The 26,127-nt window shown below is 69.1% G+C and carries 27 protein-coding genes; 14 read left to right on the forward strand and 13 right to left on the reverse strand.

All coding sequences use genetic code 11. The features are described 5' to 3' along the window. Positions 1-30: 30 nt before the first annotated feature. Together GRX01_RS15270 and GRX01_RS15275 are read left to right on the forward strand one after the other, a co-directional pair. Positions 31-327, forward strand: coding sequence for a hypothetical protein (locus GRX01_RS15270; protein WP_159669493.1), 297 nt, complete (start codon positions 31-33; stop codon positions 325-327). A gap of 23 nt (positions 328-350) precedes the next feature. Further along, complete coding sequence (locus GRX01_RS15275; protein ID WP_321168146.1) at positions 351-587, forward strand: DUF5822 domain-containing protein; 237 nt, start codon at positions 351-353, stop codon at positions 585-587. Between the two features lie 37 nt (positions 588-624). Here the strand turns inward: GRX01_RS15275 and GRX01_RS15280 are convergent, their stop codons facing one another. Both GRX01_RS15280 and GRX01_RS15285 read right to left on the reverse strand, forming a co-directional pair. Next, complete coding sequence (locus GRX01_RS15280) at positions 625-1,152, reverse strand: HAD family hydrolase (protein ID WP_321168147.1); 528 nt, start codon at positions 1,150-1,152, stop codon at positions 625-627. Positions 1,153-1,156: 4 nt separating this feature from the next. Continuing rightward, entirely contained in the window at positions 1,157-2,320 is a 1,164-nt protein-coding gene (locus GRX01_RS15285) for an acyl-CoA dehydrogenase family protein (protein WP_233741062.1), read from the reverse strand. A 157-nt stretch (positions 2,321-2,477) separates the two neighbouring features. On the opposite strand from GRX01_RS15285, the gene GRX01_RS15290 reads away from it, so the two are divergent. Then, positions 2,478-3,803 (forward strand): carboxypeptidase regulatory-like domain-containing protein, encoded by a 1,326-nt coding sequence (locus GRX01_RS15290; protein WP_159669496.1) that lies wholly within the window; start codon positions 2,478-2,480, stop codon positions 3,801-3,803. 86 nt (positions 3,804-3,889) lie between these two features. On the opposite strand, the gene GRX01_RS15295 is transcribed toward GRX01_RS15290, so the two are convergent. From GRX01_RS15295 to GRX01_RS15325, 7 genes are all read right to left on the reverse strand, one after another. Continuing rightward, positions 3,890-5,122 carry an alanyl-tRNA editing protein gene (locus GRX01_RS15295; RefSeq protein WP_159669499.1) on the reverse strand — a complete coding sequence of 411 codons (1,233 nt, stop codon included), beginning with the start codon at positions 5,120-5,122 and terminating at the stop codon, positions 3,890-3,892. 202 nt (positions 5,123-5,324) lie between these two features. Further along, entirely contained in the window at positions 5,325-5,867 is a 543-nt protein-coding gene (locus GRX01_RS15300) for a helix-turn-helix domain-containing protein (protein ID WP_159669502.1), read from the reverse strand. A 63-nt stretch (positions 5,868-5,930) separates the two neighbouring features. Further along, positions 5,931-6,905 carry a D-2-hydroxyacid dehydrogenase gene (locus GRX01_RS15305; protein ID WP_159669505.1) on the reverse strand — a complete coding sequence of 325 codons (975 nt, stop codon included), beginning with the start codon at positions 6,903-6,905 and terminating at the stop codon, positions 5,931-5,933. Between the two features lie 101 nt (positions 6,906-7,006). Further along, positions 7,007-8,020 (reverse strand): GAF domain-containing protein, encoded by a 1,014-nt coding sequence (locus GRX01_RS15310; RefSeq protein ID WP_159669508.1) that lies wholly within the window; start codon positions 8,018-8,020, stop codon positions 7,007-7,009. A 74-nt stretch (positions 8,021-8,094) separates the two neighbouring features. Then, a complete protein-coding gene (locus tag GRX01_RS15315; protein WP_159669511.1) occupies positions 8,095-8,811 on the reverse strand; it encodes a fumarylacetoacetate hydrolase family protein in 717 nt (238 codons plus the stop codon). A 69-nt stretch (positions 8,812-8,880) separates the two neighbouring features. Then, a complete protein-coding gene (gene aceB, locus GRX01_RS15320) occupies positions 8,881-10,185 on the reverse strand; it encodes a malate synthase AceB (RefSeq protein ID WP_159669514.1) in 1,305 nt (434 codons plus the stop codon). 101 nt (positions 10,186-10,286) lie between these two features. Further along, positions 10,287-10,658 carry a VOC family protein gene (locus GRX01_RS15325; protein ID WP_159669517.1) on the reverse strand — a complete coding sequence of 124 codons (372 nt, stop codon included), beginning with the start codon at positions 10,656-10,658 and terminating at the stop codon, positions 10,287-10,289. Positions 10,659-10,864: 206 nt separating this feature from the next. Between GRX01_RS15325 and GRX01_RS15330 the strand changes: the two genes are divergently transcribed. The 4 genes from GRX01_RS15330 to GRX01_RS15345 all read left to right on the forward strand — a co-directional run bounded on the left by GRX01_RS15330 (position 10,865) and on the right by GRX01_RS15345 (position 16,896). Beyond that, positions 10,865-13,903, forward strand: coding sequence for an FAD-binding and (Fe-S)-binding domain-containing protein (locus GRX01_RS15330; protein WP_159669520.1), 3,039 nt, complete (start codon positions 10,865-10,867; stop codon positions 13,901-13,903). Positions 13,904-14,064: 161 nt separating this feature from the next. After that, the gene (locus GRX01_RS15335) at positions 14,065-15,792 is read left to right on the forward strand and encodes an Nramp family divalent metal transporter (protein WP_159669523.1); all 1,728 of its coding nucleotides are present in this window, start codon (positions 14,065-14,067) and stop codon (positions 15,790-15,792) included. A gap of 97 nt (positions 15,793-15,889) precedes the next feature. Then, on the forward strand, positions 15,890-16,348 hold the full coding sequence (locus tag GRX01_RS15340) for a hypothetical protein (RefSeq protein ID WP_159669526.1): 459 nt from the start codon (positions 15,890-15,892) through the stop codon (positions 16,346-16,348). Then, on the forward strand, positions 16,345-16,896 hold the full coding sequence (locus GRX01_RS15345; RefSeq protein ID WP_159669529.1) for a hypothetical protein: 552 nt from the start codon (positions 16,345-16,347) through the stop codon (positions 16,894-16,896). The genes GRX01_RS15340 and GRX01_RS15345 overlap by 4 nt, the downstream gene beginning before the upstream one ends. A gap of 28 nt (positions 16,897-16,924) precedes the next feature. Here the strand turns inward: GRX01_RS15345 and GRX01_RS15350 are convergent, their stop codons facing one another. Beyond that, entirely contained in the window at positions 16,925-17,569 is a 645-nt protein-coding gene (locus tag GRX01_RS15350; RefSeq protein ID WP_159669532.1) for a CFI-box-CTERM domain-containing protein, read from the reverse strand. A gap of 91 nt (positions 17,570-17,660) precedes the next feature. On the opposite strand from GRX01_RS15350, the gene GRX01_RS15355 reads away from it, so the two are divergent. The 3 genes from GRX01_RS15355 to GRX01_RS15365 all read left to right on the forward strand — a co-directional run bounded on the left by GRX01_RS15355 (position 17,661) and on the right by GRX01_RS15365 (position 18,507). Then, positions 17,661-17,840 (forward strand): hypothetical protein, encoded by a 180-nt coding sequence (locus tag GRX01_RS15355; RefSeq protein WP_159669535.1) that lies wholly within the window; start codon positions 17,661-17,663, stop codon positions 17,838-17,840. A 70-nt stretch (positions 17,841-17,910) separates the two neighbouring features. Next, on the forward strand, positions 17,911-18,234 hold the full coding sequence (locus GRX01_RS15360) for a hypothetical protein (RefSeq protein WP_159669538.1): 324 nt from the start codon (positions 17,911-17,913) through the stop codon (positions 18,232-18,234). A 93-nt stretch (positions 18,235-18,327) separates the two neighbouring features. Next, on the forward strand, positions 18,328-18,507 hold the full coding sequence (locus GRX01_RS15365) for a hypothetical protein (protein WP_159669541.1): 180 nt from the start codon (positions 18,328-18,330) through the stop codon (positions 18,505-18,507). A 21-nt stretch (positions 18,508-18,528) separates the two neighbouring features. Here GRX01_RS15365 and asd read toward each other — a convergent pair whose 3' ends face one another. Continuing rightward, positions 18,529-19,569 (reverse strand): aspartate-semialdehyde dehydrogenase, encoded by a 1,041-nt coding sequence (asd, locus tag GRX01_RS15370; RefSeq protein WP_159669544.1) that lies wholly within the window; start codon positions 19,567-19,569, stop codon positions 18,529-18,531. A 189-nt stretch (positions 19,570-19,758) separates the two neighbouring features. Next, positions 19,759-20,940 (reverse strand): cystathionine gamma-synthase, encoded by a 1,182-nt coding sequence (locus GRX01_RS15375; RefSeq protein WP_159669547.1) that lies wholly within the window; start codon positions 20,938-20,940, stop codon positions 19,759-19,761. A gap of 194 nt (positions 20,941-21,134) precedes the next feature. Between GRX01_RS15375 and GRX01_RS15380 the strand changes: the two genes are divergently transcribed. Beyond that, on the forward strand, positions 21,135-22,247 hold the full coding sequence (locus tag GRX01_RS15380; protein ID WP_321168148.1) for a pyridoxal-phosphate-dependent aminotransferase family protein: 1,113 nt from the start codon (positions 21,135-21,137) through the stop codon (positions 22,245-22,247). Between the two features lie 242 nt (positions 22,248-22,489). On the opposite strand, the gene GRX01_RS15385 is transcribed toward GRX01_RS15380, so the two are convergent. Continuing rightward, complete coding sequence (locus tag GRX01_RS15385; protein ID WP_321168149.1) at positions 22,490-22,963, reverse strand: GNAT family N-acetyltransferase; 474 nt, start codon at positions 22,961-22,963, stop codon at positions 22,490-22,492. A gap of 139 nt (positions 22,964-23,102) precedes the next feature. On the opposite strand from GRX01_RS15385, the gene GRX01_RS15390 reads away from it, so the two are divergent. The 3 genes from GRX01_RS15390 to GRX01_RS15400 all read left to right on the forward strand — a co-directional run bounded on the left by GRX01_RS15390 (position 23,103) and on the right by GRX01_RS15400 (position 26,098). Then, positions 23,103-24,335 (forward strand): DUF502 domain-containing protein, encoded by a 1,233-nt coding sequence (locus GRX01_RS15390; protein WP_159669556.1) that lies wholly within the window; start codon positions 23,103-23,105, stop codon positions 24,333-24,335. 36 nt (positions 24,336-24,371) lie between these two features. Next, on the forward strand, positions 24,372-24,851 hold the full coding sequence (locus GRX01_RS15395) for an archease (protein WP_321168150.1): 480 nt from the start codon (positions 24,372-24,374) through the stop codon (positions 24,849-24,851). Between the two features lie 71 nt (positions 24,852-24,922). Continuing rightward, a complete protein-coding gene (locus GRX01_RS15400) occupies positions 24,923-26,098 on the forward strand; it encodes a DoxX family protein (protein ID WP_159669559.1) in 1,176 nt (391 codons plus the stop codon). Positions 26,099-26,127 lie beyond the last annotated feature (29 nt).

The following is a 26,127-nucleotide window of genomic DNA, read 5'->3' on the forward strand; positions in this document are numbered from 1 at the left end:
CGCGCCGGCGACATCGCCGACGGAACGGCCGTGTTCATCCGCGACGAGTCCGGAAACGAGATCGCATGGAGCGACGTCTGGACCGCCGGCGCGACCGTCGGCCCGGGATCGTACGCCCACATCGACGGCTGCGGGAGCGACGGCACGCTCGACGTGCTGTCGGCGGAGGGACAGACCTACTCCGTGGTGTTCCGGAGGGACGGCCGAACCGTACACGTCCACGAGGTCTCCGTTCCCACCCGCCCCAGAACGTTGGATGCTGATCGAGGCCAGGACCCGGGAATCTCGGTCCTGGATCCGGCTGTTCGGCGGATCGACACGGCTTAGCCGATCGACACGAACCGACGCACGTGCCCGAACGCGTCGAGTCGGCCGACCCGGAGGGCGTCGACTACGGATGGGTCATGCAGATCACGTTCGTCGTCACGGTGACCGCCGGCTCGATACTCATTGCAGCGCTGTCGGCGTTCGTGACGCTCCCGACCTGGGCCGCCCGCGCGAGCTTCGCGATCCGGGTCGGCGCGGCGGTCTGGATCGTGACCGCGCTGGCCGCCTACTACTACGAGCGGAACGTCCGTGCGGCGTAGGCGTCCGAACCCGCCGATCGCGCCACGTACGGCGACGCTACACCCACCGGAAGTCCACGCCGGCCCGCCGTGCGGTCACCGCGTCGCGTTCGGAGTCCCCCACGAACAACGCCCGCTCCTCGGAGACGTCCAGGTCCCGAAGCGTCGCCACCAGCGGTGCCGGGTCGGGCTTGTACGTCGCCACCGAGTCCCGCCCGACGACGGCGCCGACGTGGGGTGCCAGGTCGTGGCGGTCGAGCGCCGTCCGACACGCCGTCTCGCAGTTGAGCGAGCACACTCCAACCGGCACCGGCAGCGGGAGGTGATCCGCGTGGGGAAGACGGGTCGATTCGGTCGCGCCTCGGGTCTCGTGATCAGCGAGCACCGACTCCAGTTCCGGTCGAAGTCCGGCGTCGTCCGCGCGCTCCAGCAGTCCCCACAGATCCGCGCCGGCGACGTCGTGCCCGTTTCGCTCGAACAGGTCGATGGCGTCGCTCGCGGCGGCGTCCCAGTCGACCGCGAGGTCGACGAGCGTGCCGTCGAGGTCGAAGACGACGGCGTCGTAGTCCGCGTAGTCGTCGGTCACCGGTCTACAACAGCTCTCGGGCGATGATCGTCTTCTGGATCTCGGTCGTCCCCTCGTAGATCGTCGTGATCTTCGAGTCCCGGTAGAACCGTTCCACGTCGAACTCGCTCATGTAGCCGTAGCCGCCGTGGATCTGTACCGCCTCGTTGGTCACCTCCACGGCCGACTCGCTGGCGAAGAACTTCGCCATCGACGCGGCGAGCCGCGGGTCCTCGCCCGCGTCCGACTGGCGGGCCGCCTCGCGAACGAGCAGTCTCGACGCCTGTACCTTCGTCGCCATCTCGGCGAACTTGTTACGTACGGCCTCGATCTCCGCGATCGGGGCGTCGAACTGCTCGCGCTCGTGTGCGTACTCGCGAGCCTCGTCGAAGGCCGCCTGCGCGAGCCCGACCGCCTGCGCGGCGATCGCGATCCGGCCGCCGGTGAGCGTCTTGAACGCCGCCGACAGGCCCTTCCCCTCCTCCGTGAGGCGGTACTTCTCGGGGACGCGAACGTCCGAGAACTGCATCCCGACCGTGTCGGAGGCGCGCAGCCCGAGCTTCTCCTCCTTCTTTCCGACCTCGACGCCGCCGAGGTCGGCCGGGACGAGGAACTGGGTGATCGAGCCGTCGTCCGCCGGATCGGTCTTCGCGAAGACGATGTAGACGCCGGCGCGCTCGCCGTTCGTTATCCACTGCTTCTCGCCGTTCAGGACGTACTCGTCGCCGTCCCGCTCGGCGATCGTGGTCATCTCCGCCGGGTTCGAGCCCGCACCGGGTTCGGAGAGACAGAAGGCGCCGACCGGCCGGCCGTCCACCATCTCCGGAAGCCACTCGTCTCGAACCGCCTTCGAGCCGAAGTTCGCGATACAGGAGGTCGCGAGGCAGTGCACCGACAGCGCGGTCGCGACGGCGAGCTGCCCGTACGCGAGCTCCTCGTTGACGACCGCGTACGTCGACCGATCGGCGTCGAAGCCGCCGTACTCCTCCGGGACGGCCAACCCCGTCAGATCCAGGTCGGCGAGCTTGTCCCACGCCTCCTCCGGGAACGTCTCGGTCTCGTCTGCCTCCCGGGCGCCCGGGCGGAGCTCCTCGACGGCGAACTCGCGCACCACCTCGCGGATCGCGCGCTCCTCGTCGTTCAACATCGACGGGGAGTGCGCGTACGCGTCCGCGTTCGCGTGTGCCATATCGATGGGTTCGCCGCGCGGGGGTTAAGCGTGTCTGACTCGCCGGTGCCCGGCGTTCCGTAAGAAGAGACGACGGGACCAACGACACCGGTTATCGACCCCTTGTCGACACGAAAGTCGCGCTTACCTTTCCGTAAGGATCGCGATCCCACGTTCGATGCGTCCCTACACGCGACCGCTGCTCATCGCGACGGTGGTGCTCCTCGTGCTCGCGCCCGCTGTCGGTGCGATCGGCGCGATCGGCGACGGAAGTGCCGAGCCAGCCGCCGGCGTCGATGCGGCCGACACCACTGTACAGGAAGAGACTGTCACGCTCACCGTCGCGGTGAGAACGCCCGCGGACGATCCCGTCTCCGGGGCGGACCTCACCGCCTCCTGGGAGAACGGCTCGGCGACCGCGACGACCGCGAGCAACGGCCGCGCGCTCGTCGACGTTCCGGCCGGCTCGACCGTCGAGATCGGGATCGACCACCCGGAGTACGTCCGGAACACACCGTTCGTCGTCGAATCGGCCGACGAGGAGACCGTCTCGGTGACAGTCCGGCAGCGTGGGAGCCTCACTGTCCGCGCGGAGAACGAACGTGGCGACCCCGTGGAGGATGCGCGCGTGATCATGCGAGCCGACGGCGAGGTCGTCGTCAACGGGCGAACGAACGACGACGGTCGCTACACCTCCGGGACGATAGAACAGCGTTCCTACAGCCTCACCGTGGTCAAGCAGGGCTACTATCGCGTCGTCCGCGACGTTGACGTGGGAGATTCCTCCCGTGAGACTGTCGGCCTCGAGCAGGGGTCGGTCACGCTCTCGTTCGAGGTACGGGACGATCGGCTCGACCCGCCGGAGCCCGTCGCGAACGCGCAGTTGACGCTGGAGACGACCGGCACGTTCCGGACGCTCCAGAACGGTGAGGCGACCGCCCAGGTGCCCGTCAACGCAGATCTCGAGCTGGAGGTGACGAAGGATGGCTACGAGACGGTCTCTCGAACGGTTCGCGTCGGCGAGTCCGCGCGGTCGGTGGCGGTGAACATCACGCGAACCCCGATACTGAACGTCACGACGGTGAACGACCGCGTCCTCGTCGGCGAGCGCAACGTCGTCACGGTTACGGACGCGTACGGCGACCCGGTGGCGGACGCGCGGATACTCGTCGACGGCGAGGGTGTCGGTCGGACGGGGGGCGACGGGACGCTCACCGTCCGCCTCGACTCCGCCGGGAACCGAACGCTCGTGGCGGAGACGGACGAACTGACCTCCGCTCCCCGTACGATCGCGGTCGTCCGCGAGCGGACGCCGACCCAGACTGCGACGGTGACTCCCACGGCGACCTCGACCGCATCGCCGACTCCAACGCCCGTTTCGACCGACACGACCGAACCTGACACGGGGGTCAGCTTCCCGGGCTTCACCCCGATCTCGGCGATCGTCGCGTTCGCAGCGTTGACGCTCGCGGTCGGCCTCGCCGCGAGAAGGCGCGACGAGTGACGCTCGCAGACGCGGCGCACTGACCGGTGTGGGGCACTCGGCGCGTCGGACACGGAGGACCACAGCGTCGCGATATCGCTCGTAGCTTACTCCTCGGTCTCGGCGAGGAACTCCACGACTGCGTCGGGGTCGGCGTCGATCCCGCCGCCCTGCGCGAACGTCGGCGCGCCGCCCCCGCCGCCGCCGAACTCGGCGGTGACCCTGTCGACGACCTCGCCGGCGTCGACGCCCCCCGTCGAGGCCACCACGACGAACGGCGCCGGGCCGCCGCCGACCGCGGCGACCGCGTCCGGCGCGTCCGCGCCGTCGCCGACGACAGTCTGTGCCGCCTCCCCGACCGCGTTCGCGTCGAAGCCCTCGACGACGCCGACCCGCCAGTCTGCGTCCTTGCCGTCTGTGTCACTATCGCCGTCGCGGTCGACGGTCGGGAGGTCGCGGATCCGCCCGACGAGCACTTCCTCCCGGAGCGACGCGAGTTCGTCCCCGAGGTCGTCGCGCTCGTCGGCGAGCCGGGACACCGTGTCCGCGACGCCGTCGACGGCGACGCCCGCCTCCCGGGCGGCGGCGCGGAGTTCGCGGTGCGTCTCGGTCCGCCGGTCGATGGCGACCGGACCGACGGCGAACTCGACGCGCGTGAGGCCTTCGCCGGGGTTCGAGCGATCGAGCACCGTCACCGGTCCGATCTCCCGGGTGTTGGAGACGTGCGTCCCGCCGCAGGCGGCCTCGTCCCACCCTTCGACGGTGACGACGCGGACCGAGTCGGCGTCCGCCATCACGTCCGCCTCCGTCTTGTCGTTGAACGCGACTCCGTCGTCGCCGCGGGCGTCCTCGACGGCGCGCGTCTCCCACGAGACGGGACGCGAGTCCCAGACCGCGCGGTTCACGAGTCGTTCGAGGTCGACGAGCACGTCGTCGTCGATGTCGGTCGAGGTCTCGAAGTCGACGCGGACCTTCTCGTCGGTTATCCCGAACCCCCCGTATCCCAGGTCATCGAGGAGCCGCCGACCGGCCCCGTAGAGGACGTGGCTCGCGGTGTGGGCGCGCATGCAGTACGTCCGGAAGTCGTCGTCGACGACGCCCGCGACCGTGTCGCCGGCGTCGAACCCGGGCGGTTCCGCGAGCGTGTGGACGACCGCGTCCGCCCGGGACTGCACGTCGTCGACGGCGACGCCGCCGAGCGTGCCGCGGTCGGCGGGCTGGCCGCCACCTTCCGGGTAGAAGTACGTCTCCGACAGCGTCACGTCGCGTCCGTCGACCGATCCGACCGTCGCCTCGAACTCCCGAACCTCCGGGTTGGCCGGCGCGAGCGATTCGCTCATGGCCGGTGGTCGACGCCGGGGGCGAAAAAGCGTGTGCCCGCGGCAGCCGTCGACGGACGAAGCGTCGCTTCGTAGGGCACACGTTTCGGACGGAGCGTCCGGGCACAGCACCGCCGTGGTTCGAGACGCTCGCTTCGTTCATGGGCGGCTCGCCCGCAAGCTCGCCGCCGTGATCCGAGGCCTCCCTGCGGCCTTCCTCGCTTTACTCGTCGACGAGGGTCACGTCGAGCGCCTGCTCGATACCGCGAACAGTCGATCCGCCGACGCCGCCGCGAGCCGCCCGCCCGTCCTCGACGGCGTGGACCTGCTCGGCGTCGACGCCGACCTCCTCCGCGAGGTCCTCGGCGGTCAGTCCCGCGTCCTGACGCGCCTCGGTGACGACCTCGCCGTAGCCCTTGACGAGGTACGGGAGACGGTCTTCCTCGTAGTCCGTCCCCTCCTCCTCCCAGTGACGGGAGTCGCCCGTTGAGGCGTCCATCGCCTTCGCGACGTTCTGGGCCGCGCGCTTCTTCCGGTTCGGCTCGTCCTCGCCGCGACCGCCGCCTCCGGTACCCCCGCCGCCCCCGCCGCCGCGGCCGGAGCCGCCGCTTCGAGCGCTGTCGTCGTGGGGCGCGCAGTCCGAGCAGACCGACAGCCGCGCGCCGGCGACGTTCGCCTCCGACAGGCTGGTGTCCTCGCGTCCGCACAGTTCGCACGCGTCGCCGGAGCCGCCGCCACCGCCGCTTCCGGTGGAGTACTTCGCCATGCCCTCTGCTACGTCCGCCGAGGGATAAAACCGTGTTCCGTCCGCGGGCGACGGGAACCCGGATCAGACGACTCGGTTCTCCAATCCGAGATCGTCGGCGGCGCCGGCGTCGCCGGTCGCGTCGGCGTCAGCCAACCGCTCGACGTTGCCGGCGAGGATGTCCGCGACGCGTGCGAAGTATCGCGGGGTGTGCCCCGCGTTGTGCGGGGTGATCCGAACGTCGTCGAGTCCCCACAGCGGGTGGTCCTCCGGGAGCGGTTCGGGGTCGGTCACGTCGAGGAAGGCCCCGCGGATCTGGTTCCACCGCAGTGCGTGCACCAGGTCGTCGGTGTCGACGACGGGGCCGCGGGCGATGTTCACGAGCGTCGCGTGCGGCGGGAGCGTCCGCAGCGCCTCGCGGTCGATCAGCCCCTCCGTCGCGTCCGTCAGCGGGCACGCGAGCACGAGGTGGTCCGTGCGGGCCAGCACCTCGTGGAGGTCGTCGAATCCGTACACCTCGTCGACAGGGCCGCCCTTCTCGGGCGTGTAGCGCACGCCCAGCGTCTCGACGCCGAACGGCTCCAGCCGCTCGGCGACGGCGGTACCGATGGCGCCCAGTCCGACGACCGTCACCGTCGAGTCGTACAGCTCGCGCGTCCGATACGCGCGCCACTCGCGGCGGTCCTGCTGGCGGGTCGCCCGGCGGAAGTCGCGCGCGAGCGAGACGAGTGCGCCGATCACGTACTCCGAGATGTTCGGCGCGTGGACGCCGGAGGCGTTCGTGACGGCGACGCCGGCGTCCTCGAAGGCGTCGAGGTCGAGGTGGCCGACGCCCGCGTACACGCCGGCGAACAGTCGAAGCGACTCCGCCTGCCCGAGGTGTTCCTCCGCGGCCGCGCCCTCGCCGGTGACGACGTCCGCGGTTCGGATCAGCTCGCGTTCCTCCTCCGGGGTGTCCGCCAGGACGACCTCGTGGCCGGGGAGTCGTTCGCGGAGCAGATCGACGTACTCCGCGGCCGGGTGGCCGTGGATCTTCTGTCTGGTGACGACGATGCGCATGGGCGGGCGCACGGATGGCCCGTACTTAACAACGACGAGGGCGGACGGGGAGGGCAGCTGACGAGGCCGACGCGTGTCGGGTGGTCCGTGTGTTCGGTCGCTCAGTCCTCTCCGACGGGGCTGGCCTCCGCGGACCGGTCCACGATTCCGGTCGCCCGGCCGGGACGGTCGGGGTCGGCGTCGGCGACCACGGCGGCCGCGAGGAGTTCCTCCCCGACGGCCGCGAGCGATCGGAGCGTGGCTCCCGCCCCGTCTCCGAACGATCCGGGTCGGCTGCGGAACGCCGAGAGCGTCCCGACGGCGTGGCCGTCGACGCGCAGGGGAACGCCGAGGTACGAGCGCAGCCCGAGCTCCAGCGCGCGCGAGGCGGTCTCGAACCGGGGGTCGTCGGCGAGATCCGGGACCGCGTGCACGCCGTTCTCGAGGACCGTGTACGTCGAAACGGTCCGAGATCGATCGACCGTCGGTTCAATGGGGTCGGCCATCTCCTCGAACCGCTCGCCGGCCAGGCCGACGTGCCAGAGTCGATAGTCGCCGAGTACGGAGACGGTCGCGGCCTCCGCGCCGATCGCGCGGGCCGTCGCGTCCGCGAGTTCGTCGAACGCGCGGGCGGAGTCGAGGCGCCCCGCCCTGATCGCGCGGGCCGTCGCGACGCGGTCGTCCTCGCGGTCGGGGACCGGATACCCCCGATGGGTGCGACCCTCGACGGCGGTCTCCGCCGCCGCCGCGACCGACTCGGGTTCGCGGACTGGCAGGTACTCCAACACGATCGACCGGGGACCGGTTTCCGAGCCGGGATCGGGGTCGAGGCGGCCGGCACCCCCCGCGAGCAGGCAGGCGGCGTCCGGACACGACTCCCGCGCCTCGACGAACGGGACCATCGGGTCGGGTGCCGCCTCGCCGTCGACGACGACCGCCGCCGGATAGCCCCTCCGTATCGATCCGATGTCGTCGGCCCGCTCGCTCGGGACTCGGTCGACCGTGGGCCCGGCGGCCGCGGCGAACCTGTCGATCCAGTCCCGATCGTCGCTGACGACCACGAAGCGCTCGACCGCGTCCTCGGGCGTGTCGCGGGTGACACCCACGTCCTCGTCGGTCGTCCCACCCGAAGTCATGCCCGGACAACGAGCCGTTCTTGACCTAAACGTGGCCCTCAAAATATCGGGATCGATATCGTTCTGTGGCCACTTCAGCTTCTGTCGACGACCTCGTTCGCGAGCGTTCCGACGCCCTCGTAAGTGATCTCGACGGCGTCGCCCGGCTCGACGAGTCCGGGGTTCGCCGGCGACCCGAACGCGACGCAGTCGCCCGCGCGGAACTCGAAGCGCCTCGAGAGGTACGAGACGACCTCGTGGGGGTCGAACAGCATCAGTTCGGTGTTCGCCTCCTGTCGACGCTCGCCCGCGACATCGGTGTACATGTCCATATCGGTCGGGTCGACGTCGGTCTCGATCCACGGCCCAAGCGGCCCCGACGCGGTGAACGCCTTGCGCGCCGTCCGTCCCTGTTGGTCGAGCGCGTCCACGTCGTTCATGATCGTGTACCCTCGGACGGCGCCGGGAACCTCCTCGGGCGCGAGATCCGAACACGGCTCGTCGATGACGGCGACTAGCTCGCCCGCATAGGTGAGCTCCTCGGTCCAGTCGGGGTACGGGATCGGGTCGCGGTGACCGACGACCGAGTGCGGCGGCTTGATGAAGAAGTCGGGCTCCTCGGGGCGCTCGTAGTCCATCTGGTCGAGCGTCGCCGCGAAGTTCCGGCCGACGCAGAACAGCGCGTCCGGGTCGCAGGGCGGGAGCAGATCCCCCTCGTCCACCTCATACTCGGCGTCGTCGGCGACGAGCGTTCCGTTCCGGTACTCCCCCCCACGGACGCCGTCGGGCGTCTTCGCGCGTGCGAGTCGCATGGGTGCGTCTGCGCGCCGGGGGTCGAAAAAACGGGCGGATGTCGCGGACGCCGTCCGGAGTGCGGCCGGTCAGTTCCCGACCTGCGTCGCGCGCTCGACCACGTCCGAGCCGTAGATCTCCGCCAGCTCGTCGTGCTGGTCCGGGCGGTGCTCGTACACGTCCTGGAACAGCGTGATCGGCGTCTGTGCGGCCTGATACGTCGCCTCGTCCCACATACGGTCCTTGCTGACGTCGACCTCGACGCCGTCGATGGCGAGCGTCGCCGACTGCGTCATCGCGATGGCGCCCTTGCCGGCCTCCTTGGCCGCCTCGAACTCCTCCATCGACTCGACGATGTCGTCCATGCTCGGGACGTAGGAGGTCCGGTCGAGCAGCTCCTCGCGGAGTTCGTCCTCGGTCAACTCGTGCTCGTCGCCGTCGATCGTGAGCGCGTACGAGCCGCTCGACTCCGACAGCGACACGTCGTCGCCGTCGTACACCTCACGGCCGTCCTCGCTCGTGAGCTCGACGTCCTCGCCGTCGACCTCCAGCAGCCACGTGCCGGTCTTCGGGGGGAGCGGCGCCTTGTTTGCGACCTCCACCTGCTTCGGGGTGAGCGACCAGATGCCGGTCATTCCCTTCGCGCGGTTCGCCTCCATCCGCTCCTTGTACCCCTCGACATCGCGGATGTTGTCGTACGGGCCGTCGACGGCGATCAGGCCCGCGGCGCTCGCGCCCTTCGAGGTGTTGTGGCGGAGCTCCGGCCACTCCGGCAGCTCGCCCGTGGGCGTCATCGCGCGCATGTCCTTGGTGTAGTCGACCTCGCCGTCGACCAGCATGAACATGCGCTCCAGCGTGTTCGAGGGCTTGCCCATCTCGTCGCGGATGCGGTTCAGCGCGATCTCGGCCTCGCCGGACTCGACGATCACCGACATCGAGAGGCTTCCCTCCTCCAGTCCGTGGTCCGCCTCGATCTGCTGGAAGGCCTCGTCGGCCTTCTTCCAGTCGTCGATGTCGCCGACCTCCGGGATGACGAAGCCGTCGATGTGGTCGACCGCGCCGTTCTCGGGGTCGGCGATCTCGCGCATGTACTCGAACCCGGCCAGCCGCTTCTCGGCGTCGTCGCGGTGCCAGACGACGCGCGGGTGGATCTCCCCGGGGAAGTCCGCTCCCTCCTCGGCAACCACCTCGATGATGTTCTGCACCCCCTCGTCGCGCATCGACGGCGCCGTCGCGTCCTCGTTGTCCGGGACCCACACGTCGGGCGCTTGGATACCGCGAAGTCCGGCGGCGCTGCGGATCATCTTCGCCGAGTCGTCCTCACCCTGAACGGCCGTCGGCGACGTGAAGAACGTTCGAACGAACTCCCGTTCGTAATTCCGTTGTACGCTCATGTATGCAGGTTTCACGTGCTCACGGTAGTGTCATAAACGTTCGTCCCAGACACAGTATTGCCCACGGAGGACGCTCCCGAGTGCGCCCGATCCGTCTCACCTCACTCCAGCGGCTGGACCAGTTCGACGGTGTGCCCGTCGGGGTCCTTCAGGAACGCCGTGCGCGCGCCCGCCGCGGGCTGGTCGGCCGGCTCCGAGACGACGCCGTGGTCGTCGATGCGCTCGAACGCGGCGTCGACGTCGTCCACCTTCACCGCGAAGTGGTCGTAGGCGGTGCCCTCCTCGAACTCGTCGTCGCCCTCGGTGTCGGACAGCTGGAGCTCGACGCCGTTCTCGTCGGCGACGTAGAGGTTTCGGGTGTCGCCGTCGGGCGTCGTGAACTCCCACGAGCGCTCGAACCCGAGGTTCTCAGCGTACCAGTCGGCCGCGCGCTCGGCGTCGGCGACGTTGAGACAGACGTGGATGAACGCCATGTGAGCGATCCGCGCACCCACGGACATAACCGTTCGCGTCGGTGCAACCCGGTCGCGTAGGTCGCGGGCCTCGGTGCGTCGGCGAGGGTGTCGGTACGACGTGGGCACCGGCACGGTCCGGACGGCTGGGCGGTGGATCGGCGACCGACCGCCGGATGGCAAATGTTGACAAAGGCCTTTTACACGATTGTTCCTTTGAGTCCTCTATGGCAACCCAGGACCTAGGGGTCGACGAACGATGGGAGACATCCGCCGCATCGCTGGGCCACGATCGGCCGGACGTGCGGGAGTACGCCGAACTGGCGTCAGATCTGCGGGACCGCGTCGACGGCGAGGTCCAGTTCGACGAGTACGCGCAGGTGCTGTACGCGACCGACGGCTCCATCTACGGGGCGAAACCGGCGGGCGTCGTCTGCCCCCGCGACGCCGCCGACGTGGTCGCGGCTCACGAGGTGGCCGCCGAGCACGGGGTCCCGGTGCTCCCGCGCGGGACAGGCTCGTCGCTGGCGGGACAGACGGTCGGGCCGGGGTGTGTCGTCCTCGACACCACGAAGCACATGGACGACATCGTCGACGTCGACCCGGCGGCGCAGGAGGCGACCGTCCAGCCGGGCGTCGTACAGGACCACCTCGACGCGCGGCTGGCTGAGGACGGCCTGAAGTTCGCGCCCGACCCCGCCTCGTCGGGCCGTGCGACCGTCGTCGGCGGCATCGGCAACAACTCCACGGGCGCCCACTCGGTGCGATACGGGATCACGGACGCCTACACCGAGGAGTTGGACGTCGTGCTCGCGGACGGAACCCGGATCCACACCCGCGAGGTCGTCCTCGGCTCCGAGGAGCACGAGGAGCTCCTCGACGGCGGGGGTATCGAGGCGGAACTGTACCGCACCGTCGAGCGACTCGTCCGGGACAACGAGGCGGAGATCGACGAGAAGTACCCGAACCTGAAGCGGTCGGTGTCGGGGTACAACCTCCACAAGGTGATCTACGAGACCGACGCCGGCGAGGAGGTCATCAACCTCTCGAAGCTGTTCGTCGGCGCGGAGGGAACCCTGGGCACGATCGTCGAGGCGACCGTCTCGCTGGTCACCAAGCCCGAGGAGACGGCGCTCGCGCTGTACTGCTTCGACGACCTCGTCGACGCGATGGAGGCCGTGCCGGTCGCGCTGGAGTACCCCGTGAGCGCGGTCGAGTTGATGGACGACGAGGTGTTCCGCCTCGCGCGCGAGTCGACCGAATACGCCCAGTACGAGGAACCCATCCCGGACGGCGCGGCGGCGGCGCTGATGCTGGAGTGGGACTCGGAGCTGGTGGACGACTTCGAGGGGGCGATGGCCGACACCCACGAGGAGTTCCTCGAGTCGGGCACGGCCTTCGACGTGTTGGAGGCGTACACTGAGGAGGAACAGGGCGACCTCTGGAAGCTCCGGAAGGCCGCGATCCCCCTGTTGATGAGTCTGCAGGGTGACCCGAAGCCGTATCCGTTCATCGAGGACGCGACGGTGCCGCCCGAGGAGCTGGCCGAGTACGTCGGGGAGTTCGAGGACGTGCTCGACGACCACGGTACCTCCGCCGCGTACTTCGCGCACGCGGGCTCGGGGACGCTCCACATCCGGCCCATCCTCAACCTGAAGCAGGACGAGGGCATCCAGAAGATGCACTCGATCACCGACGACGTGACCGACCTCGTGCTCGACCACTTCGGGGCGTTCTCCGGCGAGCACGGCGACGGCCTCGCGCGCACGGAGTTCAACCCCAAGATGTACGGCGAGGACCTGTGGGGCGCGTTCCAGGAGCTGAAGTCCACGTTCGACCCCGACTGGCGGATGAACCCCGGGAAGGTCGTCTACGTCGACGGCGACACCGCCGACGAGCGTGGCTACCCCGACTCCGCGGCCGACACGGACATGCGGGAGAACCTCCGCTACGGCGCGGAGTACCAGTCCATCGAGCCCCAAACCGCGATCGACTTCTCCGACGAGGGCGGGTTCTCCCACCTCGTCGAGCTGTGCAACGGCTGCGGCACCTGCCGGGAGACCGAGGGCGACGTGATGTGCCCGACGTACCGCGCGTCGGGCGAGGAGATCCAGGCGACCCGCGGGCGCGCCAACATGCTCCGGGCGGCCATCTCCGGGGAGTTGTCCGAGGACGAGATCCACTCCGACCGCTTCCAGGAGGAGGTGCTCGGCCTGTGTGTCGGCTGTAAAGGCTGTATGTCCGACTGCCCGACCGGAGTCGACCTGGCGAAGCTCAAAGCGGAGGTGAAACACGAGCACCACGAGGAGGAGGGTGCGGGCCTCCGCGAGCGCGTCTTCGCGGACATCGACGCCGCCAGCCGGATCGGCAGCGCGCTCGCGCCCGTCGCCAACGCGGCGACGAAGCTGCCCGGCGCGCGGACGGTGATGGAGAAGACGCTCGGGATCGCCAGCGACCGCGAGCTTCCCACCTTCACGCGCGACACGTTCCGGAAGCGGTGGGAGCGTCGCGGCGGCGCCGCGGTGAGCGCCGCCGAGGCGGACGCGCGGGTCGTCCTGTTCCCGGACACGTACACGAACTACAGCATGCCCGACGCCGGGATGGCCGCCGTCGAGGTGTTGGAGGCGGCGAACGTTCACGTCCGCGTCCCCGACGACCTCGCGGCGTCGGGGCGTGCCGCCTTCTCGAGCGGGTTCCTGGAGAAGGCGCGCGAGCGCGCCGCCGAGAACGTCGAGCGGCTCGAGTCACTCGTCTCGGAGGGGTACAGCGTCGTGTTCGTCGAGCCGTCCGACGCCGTGATGTTCCAGGACGAGTATCTGGACCTCCTTGACGGGGACGCCGTCGAGGCGGTGTCGGCGGCCAGCTACGGGGTGCTGGAGTACGTCGACGCGACCCGGCTCGACGAGGCGATCGAGTTCCGCGAGGCGCCCGAGGCCGGCGAGGCGGTCGCGTATCACGGCCACTGCAACCAGAAGTCGCTGAACAAGGACCACCACGCTGTCGGGGTGCTTCGACGCGCCGGCTACGACGTCGACCCGCTGGACACCACCTGCTGTGGGATGGCCGGCAGCTTCGGCTACGAGGCCGAACACTACGAGCTATCGAAGGCGATCGGGTCGCTGCTGTTCGAGGAGGTCGACGAGAGCCCCGCGGAAGCGGTCACCGCCCCCGGGGCCTCCTGCCGGTCCCAACTGGGCGATCGGGAGGGAACGAGCGAGCAGCCGCCCCACCCGATCGAGAAGGTGGCGGCCGCCCTGGTCGAGTAGTCGGTCCGTTCCCGACGTTATCCGGGTTGTACCGGATCGATTTACCGATAAAACTATACTACATAGTCGAACATGTCGGTTACTGTGGCACGTATCATGTGGTACGGTGGCACGAGACCTGACACACGGTGACGTGACACGAAGAGGTGCAAGACAAGGCCATGGAACCTGACGAGACACGCACGGACGGAGGCGTCACCTCGACGGGCAAGGACGCGGACGTCTTCGCCGAGGACGAGGTCGGAGAACAGTACCGCGATACGGTGTATCGCGATATCGACTACGAGTCGCTGGAGTCGGCACCGGAGACGGCCGAGTACCCGAAGACGGACGGGGAAGGCCGGTTCAGGCTGGCGGAACTGCCGAAGGTGCCGAAGGTGTCCCACATCGTCGGGCCGAGCGCGATCATGCTCGGCGCATCGCTCGGCAGCGGGGAGACGATGTTCTGGCCGACGCTGGTCGCACAGAACGGCTGGGGACTGTACTGGGCGTTCTGGGTGGGAGTCATCACGCAGTTCTTCATCAACACCGAGCTCCAACGATGGACGATCGCCACCGGGGAGAGCATCTTCCGAGCGTTCGAGCGACTGAACTCGTTCTGGCCCTGGTTCTTCCTCGTGGCGGGGTTCCTCCACGTCGGCTGGCCCGGGTGGGCCGCGGGCGCGGCGGAGATGTTCGCGGCCGGCATCGGCATCGACCGGGGTAACTGGCCCGTCATCGGGATCGGGCTGATGATCCTCATCTGGCTGTCCTATCAGGCCGGCCCGATCGTGTACAACATCATCGAGAAAGCCCAGGTCGCGTTGATGTTCGTGGCGATCGCGGGCGCGGTGGTGCTCATCTTCATCGTGGGCTCGGTCGGCCAACTCGCGAACGTCCCCGGCGGGGCCGTCAACTTCGGCGCGCTCCCGCAGGACATGGACATCGCGGTGTTCCTCGGCGGGCTGGCGTACGCCGGCGCCGGCGGGTACATCAACCTCGCGCAGGGAGTGTGGGCCCGCGAGAAGGGGTACGGGATGGCCACCTACCAGGGGCGCGTCCTCAACCCGCTCCAGACCGGCGAGGGAGAGGTCGAGACCGTCCACGAGAGCGGGTTCGCGTTCGAACCGACCCAGACGAACATGCGTCGCTGGAAAGCGTGGTGGAAGATCTGCCAGCAGGAGCACTTCCTCACGTTCGTCGTTGGCCTGCTGGTCGTCGCGACCGTCGCGATGACGATCACCGCGGAGTTCGCGTCCGGCACGGACGTCGGCGCCATCGACATGTGGATCAACGTGGTGATCCCGGCCGTCGGGCCGTTGAGCGCGGCCCTGCTGTTCATCGTGCTGTTCATCGCGCTGTTCTCGACGCAGTACGCCATCCTCGAGGCGTTCGTCAGGAACAGCGTCGACATCCTGTACGAGATGTACGGGCGTAGCGCCGGCTGGGACCTGAACAAGGTGTTCATCGGCCTGCTCACCGGATTCACGCTGTGGGGGATCGCCATCATCGGCCTGCAGCTCCAGCAGCCGTGGATCCTGCTCGTGCTCGGTGCGGCCATCGCCGGCGTGATGATGTGGCCGTACAACGCCCTCGTCACGATCCTCAACACGACGCGGCTCCCCGAGCACACCGAGCCGGGCTGGGCGCGCGTCGTCGCGATGTGGTGGGCGACCGGGTTCTTCGGCTACTTCAGCATCCTGCTGATCAGCAGTCAGCTGGTCGGCCGGTTCGGCCTCGACGTCTTCGAGACGACGATCGGCGTCGTCGGGAGCGCTCCCGGCGGCTACGTGCTCTGGGTGCTGGCGCTCGTGGTGCAGGTGTACACCATGTACCGCTCGGCACAGGGGAAGATGCAGTCCAGCGACACTGTCGAGAACGCCGAGGAGGCGACGGGCCTGCTGGCCTGACGCCCCCGCCGCGTCGTTCTCAGATCGCATCGAGCGACGACCGATCGCGGATCGCCCGCACGTTATTTCACGAATGCCCGGAACACCGAACACGACCATGACCGACGACATTGACGCGCCCGAGGACATCGAGGACCCCGAGGACGTCGCCGCGCTGCTCGTAGCCTATCGGCTCCTCGTCTACTTCGGCGGACTCGCCGTCATCGGCGCTCCGCTCGCGCTACAGAGCCTCGCGGGGGTGACGACGCCCGCTTCAGTTCGGGCCGCCCTCACGGTCACCGTGGTCGCGCTGATGATCGTCACGTACCTCTCAGAGCGTCGCGTGGGCGGCCCACCGGCGTCGAGATCGGCGCCCGGCGCGGACGCCTCGACCGCGAACTCGTCGAACGATGGCTACCCGCTCCGGACGCGGGTCGCGGTCGCCGCGGCGGTACTCGGGCTGGCGATCGGCGTGTACGTCGCCCTGGAGGTGTCGCGGGTCGGCGGGGTGCTGTTCGTCGCCGGCTCGTACATGTTCGCGTATCTCGCATACGACAGCGACTGGGGTGACCGATGAGTTCCGACGCCGCCGACGGAGCGGACGCCCCTGACCCGACCGACGACGGGACGGACGACGAGATCGGCGACTCCGGGATCGAGATCGAGGTACACGGTCACTTCGGCATGACGGGGTCCTTCCCGCTCCGGATCTGCGAGCTGTTCTTCGCCTCCGACGGCGTCCACCTCGCGGAGTACGGCATGATCACGCCGCTGTTCGGGCTGGGCGTCGGCAAGCACGAACGGGAGGCGGCCGCGATGAACGAGCTGCTCGATCGCTACGGGATCGACGAGGTGATCGCGCGTTCGGACGCGGTGACGTGGCTCTCGTACGACGGCCTCGACCGGGTGGTCGTGAGCGACGGCGGACGGCTGGGCAACGCCCGCGTGGGAGTGTACCCCGAGACCGGCGACTCCCACGCCTACCGGATCCACGACGACGAGTTCGACGCCGAGGCGTTCGTCGACGAGCTGTCGGAGCTCGGCGAGGATCGCGGCTTCGAGGTCGTCTCGGAGTCCGGACTGGGGTACAGACCGCGGGAGAGTCTCGATCGGTTCTTCGGCTGACGACGCGTCGGGGTCCGCCGCGGGCCGCTCACTCCGGGTCGCCGACGCCGAGGGCCGCGAGCGCGTGTCCGACCGAGGCGACGGCGATCCCGAACCCGTAGATCGCCACAAGCAACACCCCGATCGCCGTCGAGCGTGGCGGCGACGAGCGCTTTCGGAGGCGGGCCAAGCGCGCGCAGCGCCGCACGAGTCGCCGGACCGCGCGGGCGGTCATCCCGTCGGGACGGGCCGCGAGCGTGTCCGCGATCGGCGGCGACACGGTCTCGTACAGCGACACGAGCGGTCGCCCGGCGGGCGACGGGGCCAGCGCGTCGTCTCTGAACCCGCGTAACGCCGACAGCGTCTCCTCCTCGCCGGCCACCGCGGTGGTGATGAAACAGGAGCTGTGGTGCTGTTCGACGGAGACGCGTGCGAGGTCGCGCTTCCGGTAGGTGACCGTCTCGCGCTCGGGGAATCCCGGGTCCGTCGAGACGAGGAACGCCGCCTCGGTCTCGCGGAGGTACGAGTCCCCGTGCTCGTGCCGGTCGCCCTCGGTCGTCACCACCTCGACGTACTTCTGCCGGCCGTCGCCGACCGCCTCCTCCGCGAGCGGCGCCGGCTCGTCGCCGCCGTCGGGCACCGAGGGAGTCGCCTCCTCCTCGTCAGCCCCGCTGTTCGCCGTGTCGTCGTCCATCGTGGCTCCCGGTACCGCACAGCGTGTCAAAAACCCCCAGTACGGGATCGGGTCGCTCGGCTTATCCCCGTCTGTCGACTCCGACGACATGATGACGGAGCTAACGACTTCACAGTTCGCAGACCTTCTGAACAAGACAATATTCGTCTCCGCGATCGCCGTCTCGGCGAAGCTGCTGAGCGAGGGGATCGTCCTCACCGCGGTCGGGCTGTTGCTTCCGCTGATCTTCTTCGGGTACCTGAAGTACACCGACGCCGACCTCATGCGCTGAGCGGCCCGACGCCCATCGAAGCGGCTGTACCACCCAAACACGTACACCGTTCGATCGCGTACCGTTCACGATGATCGATCTCTCATCCGTGCGCGAGAGCGGGCTGGACGTCGTCCTCCTCGGCGTCCTCGTGGCCGGGATCGGGGCGTCCGCGGGGATCGTCTCGGGGTCCGCGAGCGCGACGCCGTCGTTCGTCAGGTTCTTTCAGGTTCCGAAGGGGACGACGTACCCGGCGGCGCTTCCACAGGACAAGGCGCTGCTGCTGTTGACCGATCCACGAACCGCGGACGCGGCCGCCGGCGGCGTCGGGTCCAGCGGGGGGATCGGCCCCGTGTTGGTCGCCGTCGGCGTGATGCTCGTGGCGCTGGGACTGTTCCTCTGGCGCGGCGAGTGAGCCCGGTCGGTCGCCGGGCACGGCGAGCCCGGCGGCGGAGGGCGGTCGCAGTTCGGCCCGTGTGCTTTTGCTCGTCCACGCCGTTATCCGGTCGTGTCCGACCCCGTCAGTGGACTGCTCGGCGCCGTTCTCCTCCGGACGATCCTCGTCGGCGCGGTGCTGGTCGTGATGCGGTTCCTCGCCGAGGGGATCTATCAGCCGGCGCTCGCGCTCGGGGGCGTGCTCGCGGTGTTCGCGTACATGCGGATAACGGACGCGGCGCTGCTGGAGTGAGCGAGGCTTCCGAGCGGGGGCTCAGATCCAGCCCTCTTCGGCGAGCAACTCGCCGTTGAGCAGCGAGGCGCCCGCGGCGCCGCGGATCGTGTTGTGCGCGAGGCAGTTGTACTTCACACCCGCGGCCGTCGACTGGACGCCGCCGGCGACGACCTGCATGCCGTCGCCGCGCATGCGGTCCATCCGGGGCTGGGGACGCTCCGGCTGGTCGTCGCCGAAGACGTGGATGAGCTGGTCCGGGGAGGAGGGCAGATCGGCGCTCGGGAACGACTCCATCGCCTCGCGGACGGCCGCGGGCTCGGGGTCGTCGGCGAGTTCGGCGAAGACGTTCTCCAGGTGGCCGTCGATCGTGGGGATCCGGTTACAGGAGGCGTCGACCTCCGCCGAGTGAAGCGACAGCTCGGCGCCGTCGAACTCGCCGAGGAGCTTCCGGCTCTCCGTCTCCATCTTCTCCTCCTCGCCCCCGATGTGGGGGATCGCGTTGTCGATGATCTCCATCGACGTGACGCCCGAGTAGCCCGCGCCCGAGACCGCCTGCAGCGTCGACGCCTGCACGCGCTCGAGGCCGAACTCGTCGAGCGCCGCCAGCGTCGGCACCATCGTGATCGTCGAGCAGTTCGGGTTCTTCACGAGCGCGCCGTCCCAGCCGCGCTCGTCGCGCTGGACCTCGATGAGGTCGAGGTGGCCGGGGTTGATCTCGGGGATCGTGAGCGGCACGTCCTCGGCCATGCGGTCGTTCGAGGAGTTCGAGGAGACGACGTAGCCCGCCTCACAGAGGTCGGGTTCGATCTCCGCGGCGACGCCCGAGGGGAGCGACGAGAACAGCAGGTCGACGTCGTCCGGGATCGCCGAGGGGTCGGTCTCGCGGACGGTGCTGTCCCGGACCGCCTCCGGGATGGCGGAGTCGAGGCGCCACTTGGCCGCCTCGCGGTACGGTTCGCCCGCCGAGGACTCGCTGGCGGTCAGACACGCGATCTCGAACCGCGGGTGGCCGTCGAGCAGTTGGATGAACCGTTGGCCCACGGCACCGGTCGCGCCGAGGATACCGACTCGATGAGTCATTGTGTGTCGCTGTGGCATACGCGAATAAGACCCTTCGGATACGCGGAGGAACGGCGAGGATTGCCGCGGCCGCGGTCCGTCGGCGGCGACCGCGTGCCGACGAGAACTCGTCGGCGTGTGCCCGCCATCGTCGGCGGATCCTCGGTCGTCCCGGGGACGGCCTCCGGGAAGGTGTGGCGCCGCGGGGGACTACTCCAGCGCCGCGTCGAACGCCGCGTCCAGGTCCGCCTTCATGTCCTCGACGTGCTCGACGCCGACGGAGACCCGAATGAGTCCGTCGGTGAGTCCGGCCGCCTCCCGCTCCTCCTTCGGGATGGCCGCGTGCGTCATCGCCGCGGGCTGTTCGATGAGGCTCTCGACGCCGCCGAGGCTCTCCGCGAGCGTGAACACCTCCGTCTCCTCGACGACGGTGCTGGCCTGCTCCAGCGTGCCGTCGAACTCGAAGGAGAGCATGCCGCCGAAGTCGTCCATCTGCTCGGCCGCGAGGTCGTGCTGCGGGTGGGAGTCGAGCCCGGGGTAGTAGACGCGTTCGACGGCGTCGTGGTCGTCGAGCCACGCCGCGAGGTCGCGGGCGTTGTCGCAGTGTCGGTCCATCCGCACGGGCAGCGTCTTCGTCCCCCGGAGCACGAGGAAGCAGTCGAACGGCGACGGCGTCGCGCCCACCGAGTTCTGGTAGAAGCCGATGCGCTCGTCCAACTCGGCGTCGTCGGTCACGAGCGCGCCGCCGACCACGTCCGAGTGGCCGCCGAGGTACTTCGTCAGCGAGTGGGAGACGATGTCGGCGCCGTGCTCCAGCGGGCGCTGGAGGTACGGCGTCGCGAACGTGTTGTCGACGGCACACAGCGCGTCGTGCTCGTGGGCGATGTCGGCGAGAGCCCCGATGTCGTTGACGCGCATCAGCGGGTTCGTCGGCGTCTCGACCCACAGCAGTTCGGTCTCCTCGCGCATCGCGTCGCGGACGGCGTCGTGGTCGGTCGTGTCCACGAAGTCGAACTCCAGGTCGTACTCCTCGTACACCTGCGTGAAGATCCGGTGGGTCCCGCCGTACACGTCGTCGCCCGTGACGACGTGGTCGCCCGCCGACAGCAGGTTACACACGGTGTTGATCGACCCCATTCCGGAGGAGAACGCGCGGCCGAACTCGCCGCCCTCCAGCGCCGCGAGGTTGGCCTCCAGATCGGTTCGGGTGGGGTTGCCGGTGCGGCTGTACTCGTAGCCGCGGTGGTCGCCGGGGCCGTCCTGTTCGTACGTCGAGTTGGCGTGGATCGGCGTCATCAGCGCGCCCGTCTCGGGGTCGGGCTCTTGCCCCGCGTGGATCGCGGCCGTCTCGATGCGGAATCGGCTCTCGTCGGCGTCGCCGTCGTCGCTCATGGGCGGACCCACGGTGGCGGTCGGGGTGATTCTTGCCATTCGCGCGTCCCTCCCCATCGCAGGTCCAGGGTCGACAGGAACTCGCTGGTCTGGGGTCGACAGGGGCCTCGATCCCCGCCGTCGCGACGGCGGAGTTGGGGGAATCACAAACACCTTGCCGCCCAGTCCCGAAGTCACGCGTATCAGGTGATTTCGTGACCGAGAAACGCGAGTACACGGACGACTACCCCGAGAAGACGCTGTACATCCCCGGCCCGACGGAGGTGCGCGAGGACGTGATCGAGGCGATGGCCCAGCCGATGTTCGGCCACCGTATGGACCGGATGACGGATCTGTACACGACCATCGTCGAGGACACCAAGGAGTTCCTCGGCACCGACAACGAAGTGATGATCCTCACGGCCTCCGGGACGGAGTTCTGGGAGGCGTCCACGCTCAACCTCGTCGACGAGAACATCCTCGTTCCCACGTGCGGGAGCTTCAGCGAGCGCCACGCCGACGTCGCCGAACGACTCGGCAAGGACGTGGACCGGCTGGAATACGAGTGGGGGGAGGCGATCAAGCCCGAGGACATCCGCGAGCACCTCGAGGCGAGCGACAAGCACTACGACGTGGTCGCGACCGTGATGAACGAGAGCTCGACCGGCGTCCGCAACCCCATCGAGGAGATCGGCGACGTGATCGCCGAGTACCCGGACACGTACTTCGTCGTCGACGCCGTCTCAGCGCTCGGCGGCGATCGCGTCGACATCGACGCCCACGGGATCGACGTGATCTTCAACTCCACGCAGAAGGCGTTCGCGATGCCGCCGGGACTGGCCGTCTGCGTCGTCAGCGACGAGGCGTACGACCGGGAGCTTGAGAAGGACTCGGCCTCGTGGTACGGCGGCTTCCAGCGCGCGCTGGACTACTACGACCGGAAGGGGCAGACCCACTCCACGCCCGCGATCCCGGTGATGCTCGCGTACCGAAAACAGATGAAGCACATGCTCGACGAGGGGCACGAGGAGCGCGACGCCCGCCACCGGGAGATGGCCGAGTACACCCGCGACTGGGCGGACGAACACTTCGACATGTTCCCCGAGGAGGGGTACGAGTCCCAGACGGTCGCGTGCATCAAGAACACCCAAGGAATCGACGTGGCGGCGACTATCGACCAAGTGAGCGATGAGTACGACATGGTGTTCTCGAACGGGTACGGCTCACAACTCGGCGAGGAGACGTTCCGCATCGGCCACATGGGCGAGCACGACGTCGAGTCGATCCGGGCGCTCACCGACGCCATCGAGGACGTCGCGGGGCTGTAGTTCGCGGAGGGCGCCGCTCGTCGACGTGGAGTGTCGCCCGGAACACTAACGAGCCGGCGTCATCCCGTGGCGGCGTGCCGCGTCGGCCGGTAAACCCTCGTGCCGGGCGTCCGCGATCGCGGCTCGCGGCGGGCCGTGTGTCGCGCGCCCGGGTTCTCCGCACCGTCATCGCACCCTGGCGGGTCTACTGGGGCGGGGACTGAAGGCGCGCATCCCGCGTTAGCACGCGGCGGTACAAACCGCTACCGGAGGAACTTCGAGAGCCGGTCCCTGAGCGACGAGTCGTCGCCCAGCTTCAGATAGAACGCGTCGCCGCCGTCCTCGTAGTAGTTCTCGATGCGGCGGACCACCTGAAAGCCGATGTGCTCGTAGAAGTCCAGCGCCGCCTCGTTCGTCGTTCGCGCGTGACACGACACCGAGCGGTTCGCCTCGGCGACCTCGGCGACGAGCCGCTCGCCGTAGCCGCGCCCTCGAACCCGAGGCGCGACGGCCAGAAAGAGGATGTAGCCGTCGCGGCGTGCCGCCGCGAAGCCGACGAGGTCGTCGTCCTCGACGAGCAGGTGGCACTCCGCCCGCTTGTAGGCGTTCATGAAGAAGCCGCGGCGCTGCTTGAGCACCCCGTCTCGCTCGCGGATCTCCTCCTTCAGCGCCCAGGCGGCCTCGGCGTGGGTGGCCTCCCCCGGGGAGTCCATGCGTTTCTCGACGTTGACGCTCACGTGACGGGTTCTACTGCTGAGGCGCATTTAACTCCACCGTCGGCGGGCCTCCACGCCGGATACACGCTCGGAGACCGCGACGACGCAGAGACGGCCGAAGGGGCACCGCTTTTGGTTCCCTCGTCCGTCCGGGTCGGTAATGTCGAGTCGGTCCCCCGACCGGCGGAGCGGATCGGTCGTCGAGGCGGTTCGGAGCGCGTTCGTCACCGGGGTGGCAGTAGTCGTGCCGCTGTTGCTCTCGCTCATCGTCCTCGCGGTCGCCGGACGCTACGTCTACCAGTACCTCGATCTGTTCTCGACGCTGGTTCTCGATCTGAGCTCGGGCACCCGGTACGTCGTCTCCGTGTCCGGCGTCAGACTCTCGCTGACGAAGGAGTCGCTGATCGAACTCCTGACGCCGGTGGTGTTGGCGTCGATCGTTCTGACCGTCGGCGCGTTCATCAACGCGACGCGGTTCGGGGCGGTCGCCGTCGACTACCTGGACGCCGCGGTCGGACACGTTCCGGGGATCGGCGCCGTCTACGAGTCGTTCCGCGAGATGTCGGACGTGATGATCAACGAGGACGCACAGAACTTCCGCGACGTGAAGCTGGTCGAGTTCCCCCACGAGGGCGCGTACACGCTCGGGTTCCTCACGACCGAGACGCCCGACGCGCTCCGCGAGCCCGCCGGACACGAGCGGATGTTGACGCTGTTTCTCCCGCTGGCACCCAACCCGGTGATGGGCGGGCATCTCGTCCACATGCCTGCCGACCGCGTGATGGACGTGGACATGACCGTCGAGGAGGGGATACGCGCGGTCGTCACGAGCGGCGTGGCGGTCTCGGGCGGCTCGGAGGGGAGCGACGACGGGCTCTCCGCCCGACAGCTCCGAACGCTCTCCCGGGTGGAACACGCGGATCAGCGACTCAGTCCCGAGATGGACGCGCCGAGCGTCCGGCGATCCGAGCCGGAGTCGACCGATCGGATCGACCAATGGGACCGACAGGTCGCTCCGAAACAGTCGGAGACGCCGGCCGACGTCGCACGGCGGACCCGAGAACAGCGGGAGGCTTCCGAGGAGGACGCCGGGCGAAAGACCGACCACAGTCAGCAGTACTCGTTGTACGGTGGCTCGGAGGCGACCTCGACGCCCGCGCGGGACGCCGGACGGTACGAGGTGGAGTCCGACGGGAGCGAGAGGGTGCCGGAACGCGAGGCGGACAGGCCGGCGGCCGACCGCGACGGGGCCGATACGCCGACCGCCGCGGAACCGCAGTCGGGGTCGGAACCCGAGCCCTGGACGGACGCAGATCCGCCAGACGAACCCACCCGAGACGGCGGGGACGAGGGAAGCGACGGCGGCGACGAGCGTGAGGGGGACAACGAGTAGGTTAACAGACGGCGGCGCGAACTCGACACCCAACCCGTGAGCGAGGACACAGAGCGAACAGGTCGGAACGCCACCGCCGAGGCGGACGACGGCGCCGACGACAGCCGCTGGTTCGAGCTTCGAGAACACACCGCCGACGTCGCCGTGGCGGCGGCCGCGGACTCGCTCGCGGGCGTGTTCGCCGCCGTCGCCGAGGGGCTGACCGCGGCGATGTGCGACTCGATCCCCACGACCGGCGACCGGTTCGAGATACTCGCCCGGTCGGAATCGCCGGAGGCGGCGCTGTTCGACTACCTCGACGACTGTATCTACGAACGGGACGTCCGCGGCGTGTTGCCGGTCGACCACCGAGCGACCGTCCGCCGGGACGGCGAGGAGTGGGTCGTCGAGGCCACCGCGCGCGGCGTTCCTCTGGCGGACGTCACCGCACGCGACGTGAAGGCGGTGACGTACTCGGAGATGGAACTCACGGAGGCCGACGACGGGTGGCGCGCGTACGTGGTCTTCGACGTCTGAACGGGACCCCCGTCGACATGTGTGTGAGTTGGTCACAGGATTTAGGACCACAGGGCACGCGCGTCAACACCATGCGATCCCGTTCCCGGAACGCTGTCGTCGCGTCCGTCGCGCACGTCGGCGCGCTCGTCGCGGTCATCGCGGGCGCGTCAGGCCTCGCGGCCGCACACGTAGAGTACGTGACTGACGGGGAGGGCGGCGACCCGATCGCCTTCATGGCGGCCGCGCTGTCCGAGCCGATCGTCGTGCTGGCGCTCGGCGGCGGCGGCGTCGCCGTCGTCGGCACGATGGCGGCGTATCTCCGGGTTCAGCCGCTTCGAAGCGATATCTCCGTGATACGCCGGGCGCTGACCGACTACACCGACCTGTTGCCGTGGCTGCTCCGCCTCGGGATCGGACTGCCGATGGTCGGCGCCGGGTTCGCGGGCTACCTGTTCACCCCGTTGGTCACGGCGGCGGACACCGGTGTGCCCGTCAGGCTGTTCGGCGTCGCCGTCGGCTTCGCGCTGCTGTTCGGGCTGGCGACGCGGTTCGTCGCGGGCGCCGCGCTGGTATCCTATCTCGTGTTGCTCCCGATCCATCCGTCGATGTTCTTCGCGTTCGAGTACGTCGCGGGGTTGCTGGCGATCGTGCTCGTCGGGGGCGGTCGTCCGAGCGCCGACCACGTCATCGCGAGGATGGCCGCGAACGAGGAGACGGTCTACTCCCGATACGACCCGTTCTACCGGGAGATCGCCGTCCCCGTCGGCAGCCGGCTCGACGAGTACCGACGGTACGTCCCGACGATCGTCCGGGTGGGGATGGGGATCGTCTTCATGTATCTGGCGCTCGCCGAGAAGCTCCTCGCGCCCGACCAAGCGCTCGCGGTCGTCGAACAGTACGGCCTGTCGACACTGGTTCCGGTGCCGCCGGAGCTGTGGGTGCTCGGCGCGGCCGTCACCGAGTTGTTCCTCGGCGTCCTGCTCGTCCTCGGGTTGTTCACGCGCGCGGCCTCCGCGTCGGCGTTCTTCGTGTTCACGACCACGCTGTTCGGACTCGCGGACGACCCCGTGCTCGCCCATATCTCGCTGTTCGGCCTGGTTTCGGTGCTGCTCGTCACCGGCGCGGGCCCGTTCTCGATCGACACGGCCGTCTTCCGGGCGCCGAACGAGCGAGGCGAACCCGGCATCGGGTCGGACGCGGTTCGCACCGCCGCGTCGAGCGCGGGCGACGTGTCCGGATCGGTCCTCGGCGACGACGACCGGTAGTAACGCTATTCCGTTCGCCAACGGGAGGT

The organism is Halobaculum saliterrae (assembly GCF_009831625.1).
GTDB classification, from domain to species: Archaea; Halobacteriota; Halobacteria; order Halobacteriales; family Haloferacaceae; genus Halobaculum; species Halobaculum saliterrae.